Below are 4,787 nucleotides of genomic sequence, written 5' to 3'. Positions count from 1 at the left end.
TACCATAGAGTTAAACTTAATTGTTAGCTTGGCTAAATACTTCTTCGTGGTGGTGGCCGCATTACTGTTTCATGCCTTTGTAAATTACAGTGTATTACTTAAGATGTTAACTGGCTTAAATCCAGTCACCTTTTTAAAGAAGATGAAACACGCCTGTTTATTTGGCTTTAGTACCTCAAGCTCAAGCGCCACTATGCCTATTACACTCGAAACAGCAACCAAAAAACTAGGAGTTAATAACTCGGTTGCTTCGTTTACTATTCCGTTAGGTGCCACCATTAACATGGATGGTACTGCTATTATGCAAGGGGTAGCCACGGTATTTATTGCACAAGTGTGGAATGTTGACTTAACAATTTCAGACTACTTAATGGTTATTTTAACGGCCACCTTAGCCTCTGTTGGCACCGCCGGCGTACCTGGCGTGGGGTTAATAATGCTAGCCATGGTACTAAATCAAGTTGGCTTACCCGTTGAAGGCATTGCAATTATTATTGGTGTTGACCGATTACTGGATATGACACGTACTGCAGTCAACATCACCGGTGACTGTATGGTGACGTGTGTAGTGGCAAAGTCTGAGGGGCAATTAGATGAAGCCGTGTTTAATGATCCTAATGCCGCTAAAGAGTTAGAAGATTATCATAAGTCGATAAAATAACTTTTATCACTGACTAATAAAAAGCCTTGGCAGTGCCAAGGCTTTTTGCTGTTAAGAGCTTTTATAAGCTGATTAAAAACGCGGCTTATATAGTTATACTCTGCATATATACTCTGCGCCTAAGGATTTAAAGCCTTAAATTTCGAGAGCAAATTTACACTGGCTTTATTTACTGCACTACTAAAGCCCAATGCCAATTTATCACTCAGGCCTTTTTTGACCTTATATTTAATTTTGTATATTTGGCGCTCGTGTTGTTGTTCAAGCAACGCATCATCACTGGTTTTTATCATATCCACTAAGCCTTTCTCTATCGCTTGTGTTGCAAACCAATGCTCTCCAGTAGCCACCAAGTCCATATTCAAAGCTTGGCGCTGTGTACGCACAAAGGTTTTAAATAAATCATGGGTTTGCTCAATTTCTTCACGAAATTTTTCACGGGCTTTATCGGTATTTTCACCAAATAATGTTAGCGTACGTTTAAACTCCCCTGCCGTGATCTGCTCAAGCTCTACATCATTTTTCTTTAGGACTTTATTAAAGTTAGGAATTTGCGCTATCACACCAATTGAGCCAACAATAGCAAATGGCGCCGCTAAAATTTCATCGGCAACACAGGCCATCATATAACCGCCACTCGCCGCGACTTTATCAATTGCCACAGTCAAAGGAATACCGGCATTTTTTACCCGTTGTAACTGCGACGCTGCAAGCCCATAACCATGTACAACCCCGCCGCCACTCTCTAGGCGGATCAATACTTTATCTTTGCTCGCATCGGCAATAGAGATAATAGCAGTGACTTCCTCTCTGAGGCTTTCTACTTCGTGCGCATCCATACTGCCGTTAAAGTCGATAACGTATAAGCGTGGTTTGGCTTCATCTGCAGCACGTTTTTTTTGTTCGATTTTCTGTTGCTTTTGGTGTGCTTTAAGCTCTTTTTTTCCTAATGTATTGTGTAAAAAGCTTTCTTTTAGCTCAGTGAGTTGCTCCGATAAGTCATCTATTTCTATCTCGCCTTTTTTAGCTTTAGGTTTTACCGCAGCGCCCACTAGCAAGGTAATAATAACTGCAATGGCAATCACAAAGGTCAGTGTTTTAGCCAAAAACAACCCGTATTCGTATAAAAATTCCAACTGCTTTCTCCGTTTATAAATTTGCTCTAATTTAACATGCTTGCAAACAAAAAAAAGCCACTAAAAAGTGGCTTTGGGTACTTAATTGCGTTGTCGGTTATTAATCGGTCACAACGTCACTATTGGTTACTAACAATAAGCGACCACGGGCTGCTAAGTAAGTTGCAATTTGCAATTGCATTTCAGCATTCGCAGCGGCACTACCCTGAGCATCCGCGCCAGAAGACTCATCTGCTGCAGGAGTTAATACCGAGCCATGATGGCCTTTGGTAAATTTAACTAAATAGCTTGACGGTGTCGCGCTCGGTGCTTGTGAGTTACTCACTGTTTCTAGACCCATAAAGTTTGCCAGTGGCAACGTACCTGCTAATGGGTTACTTGCAACCGTAGGTGGAATGACCTGATCCGGCTTGTTGCCTGCGCCATCACCTACCACCACATTCATATAAACCGGTGTTTCTAGGCTATTAACCGCTGCCGCGTAGTTAGTTGGGTCGCCACTATCAAGCGCGGTTTGCGCAGCAAACACAAACTGGGTCATAACACCTTTAATATTAGCAAGCTTGATTGTTTCGCCCGCCATAGTTAATGCGGTTACATATTCAGTAAAGCCACAGCTTAAGAATGCTTGCATATCAGGCAGTAGCGTACCACAGTTAGAAATGGCATCACCTTGTAGGAAGGCATTAAACTCAATTGATTCAGCGGTACCAGCTTGTGATAACACAGAACCTTGAATAAACGGGCCAAACGCAGCCGACTCTAATAAGAAACTCGCAATACCGCCGCCGCCACTGGCAAGAGCTACGGTGTTAACGTTGAATAATGGATCTAAGGTTTCAGCCATTGGGGCATTTGCTTGCGCGATAAACGCAGGCGCCACAATAGAGCCCAGTGAATGGCCGATATAAGTAACGTCTTTACTGTTTATCGTGTCATCGTTAATAAAGTTTAAGCCCAAACGTAACGCTAATAAATCAGCGCTTGATTGACGCAGGCTATCACGAGCGACAAGTAATGAGCTTAAGTTCATGTAGCTCAATACTGAGCCGGTGGTTGCATTAAAATCATCTGTACCATCATTATCAACATCCACACCACGCTCACCATGGCGCGGGTGATCGATTGCTATGGTAGCAAAGCCTTGAATTGACAGCTGCGCCGTAAGTGCCAGCATGCTTTCTTTACTGGTGGTAATACCGTGCTGCATCATTACAACCGGCCACCCACCTGCAGGCATCGCAATCGGATCTAATTGCAAGCTTGCGCGTACGCCATTGATATTCGGTAAAATAGGTTTAGTGATTTGTACCGGCACGGTGGCCATGCTTTGTACTTTTGGAATAGTATTGTACTTGGTTAAGTGACGCGTGCTATCAAGACCAAAATCTCGTAATTGCCCCCCGCTCAATGCCGCACAGGTCGCATCATTTTCACTAATTGGATCGCTTGGGTATGCAGCGCCTGCTTGGGCTTTATACCCAGCAACAACCGCAGCGTTATCACACATTCCTTGCCAGTAAGTCGCATTTAGGTCGCTAATTTCTTTCCCTGTCGGGGTGCCTAAATACATTGGCAGTTGAATGGTGCCTTTTTGGTATTGCACCGCAGAAAACGCTGCACTTACGGTAACGCCTTGAGAGGCAAATACTTGCTGTACGTTAACTTCTGCCTGCGCCGGTACCTGAATGGCAGGTGTTGGCATATTTGGGTTTTGCAAACTGGCGGCTAATAATTTTTTGATTGTGCCAAGCACCGGGCCTGCCGATTGCATCGTCATCGCGGCAGAAAAAATAATGTCTTCTTTGCTAATATTACCCGAGCTAACCACCACGTTTTCATAGCTGTTAACCACGCCTTGTAATGCCAATTGCGATGGCGTAACCAAAGGCGCTGATTGTTTTACTGTCGCGTAAGTAGATGACGGTTTGATTGCGCGCCCTTGCGAATCTTTCAGCTCGGTGGTTAACACATTAATGTATGAGCTACCCGCCTTAAACGGCTTAAGGGGGATAATTGCCACCGCATCACCGCTGGCTTGCGTGATAAAGTCAACGCCAAAGGTAAGCTCACCCACTAATTTACAGGCAGCGCCAGCAGGTGCTTGTGAACACTCGGCATCGGTTAAGCTTTTACCCATAATCACTTCAAAAATACGCACCGCACCCGGTGTAGATGCAGATGTTTCATCTAAGCTGACACCCGGTGGAAAAGTTAAATCAATTTTAAAGGGTACTTGGGTAGACCACCCATCTAGCGCACCGAGCGCCAGTTGTGGATCGGCATACGCGGCACGAGGAATAGACTCATTCTCGGCATTTAATTCGCCAGGAATATTTAAGGTGCCATCGAGAGTACCGCTCATTAATAAATCATTGGGGACAGAAATAACCCCATTCGCGGGATCAAATTTTACCGTCGCTGAAGGAATAACGGGAGTAGATTCATTTTTAACATCTTCTAACGTTTCACCGCCACCACAACCTGCTAATGCAGCTGTAACTGAGAGTGAGAGTAGCATTTTTTTCATAGTGTTGGCTCCGCACAGATCTTATTTTTATAGTGTGTTTATTTAGTTTTTAAGTTAAAACAATGTAACTGATTTATTAATGAGACATTAGACCAGTTAAACTTAACGTAAACTTTATACTTTCGCCACCTAAATTTACAATAAATTCGATTACTTGGCGTTTTGCTATGGTAAAATCAAAAAAAATTAATATAAGGGTAGTTTTATGCACGCTTATCAAGCCGCAGAAAATGCACTGAAAGACAAAACTATTTTAGTTACTGGCGCTGGAGATGGTATTGGCCGCGTTGCCGCTATTAGCTTTGCAAAACATGGCGCCACAGTGATTTTATTAGGAAAAACCACGCAAAAGCTGGAATGTGTATATGACGAAATCGTCAATGCAGGTTACCCGCAACCCGCGATCGTTCCTATGGATTTAAAAGGCGCCACCAAGCAAAATTATCGCGACCTAGCTGCC

Annotated in this window: 4 protein-coding genes; 2 read left to right on the top strand and 2 right to left on the bottom strand. The window is 43.6% G+C overall.

Going from position 1 to position 4,787, the window contains the following annotated elements; genetic code table 11:
• On the top strand, positions 1-661 hold a 661-nt coding region (locus ABYB02_RS14800), incomplete at its 5' end, for a dicarboxylate/amino acid:cation symporter (RefSeq protein ID WP_372763176.1).
• Positions 662-780: 119 nt separating this feature from the next.
• On the opposite strand, the gene sohB is transcribed toward ABYB02_RS14800, so the two are convergent.
• Together sohB and ABYB02_RS14790 are read right to left on the bottom strand one after the other, a co-directional pair.
• Complete coding sequence (gene sohB / locus ABYB02_RS14795; protein ID WP_372763175.1) at positions 781-1,797, bottom strand: protease SohB; 1,017 nt, start codon at positions 1,795-1,797, stop codon at positions 781-783.
• 100 nt (positions 1,798-1,897) lie between these two features.
• A complete protein-coding gene (locus ABYB02_RS14790; RefSeq protein WP_372763174.1) occupies positions 1,898-4,327 on the bottom strand; it encodes a VolA/Pla-1 family phospholipase in 2,430 nt (809 codons plus the stop codon).
• A 205-nt stretch (positions 4,328-4,532) separates the two neighbouring features.
• On the opposite strand from ABYB02_RS14790, the gene ABYB02_RS14785 reads away from it, so the two are divergent.
• A partial coding sequence (locus ABYB02_RS14785; protein ID WP_372763173.1) for an SDR family NAD(P)-dependent oxidoreductase occupies positions 4,533-4,787 on the top strand: 255 nt, incomplete at its 3' end.

Source organism: Pseudoalteromonas sp. (assembly GCF_041613455.1).
Taxonomy (GTDB): Bacteria; Pseudomonadota; Gammaproteobacteria; order Enterobacterales; family Alteromonadaceae; genus Pseudoalteromonas.
The sequence above is the reverse complement of the archived record's forward strand: the minus strand, read 5'-3'. Positions and strand labels throughout refer to the sequence as shown.

What these genes read in the sequence shown, in the direction of transcription:
- ABYB02_RS14790 (WP_372763174.1), bottom strand. Translation starts at nt 4,327, where the DNA reads ATGAAAAAAATGCTACTCTCACTCTCAGTTACAGCTGCATTAGCAGGT.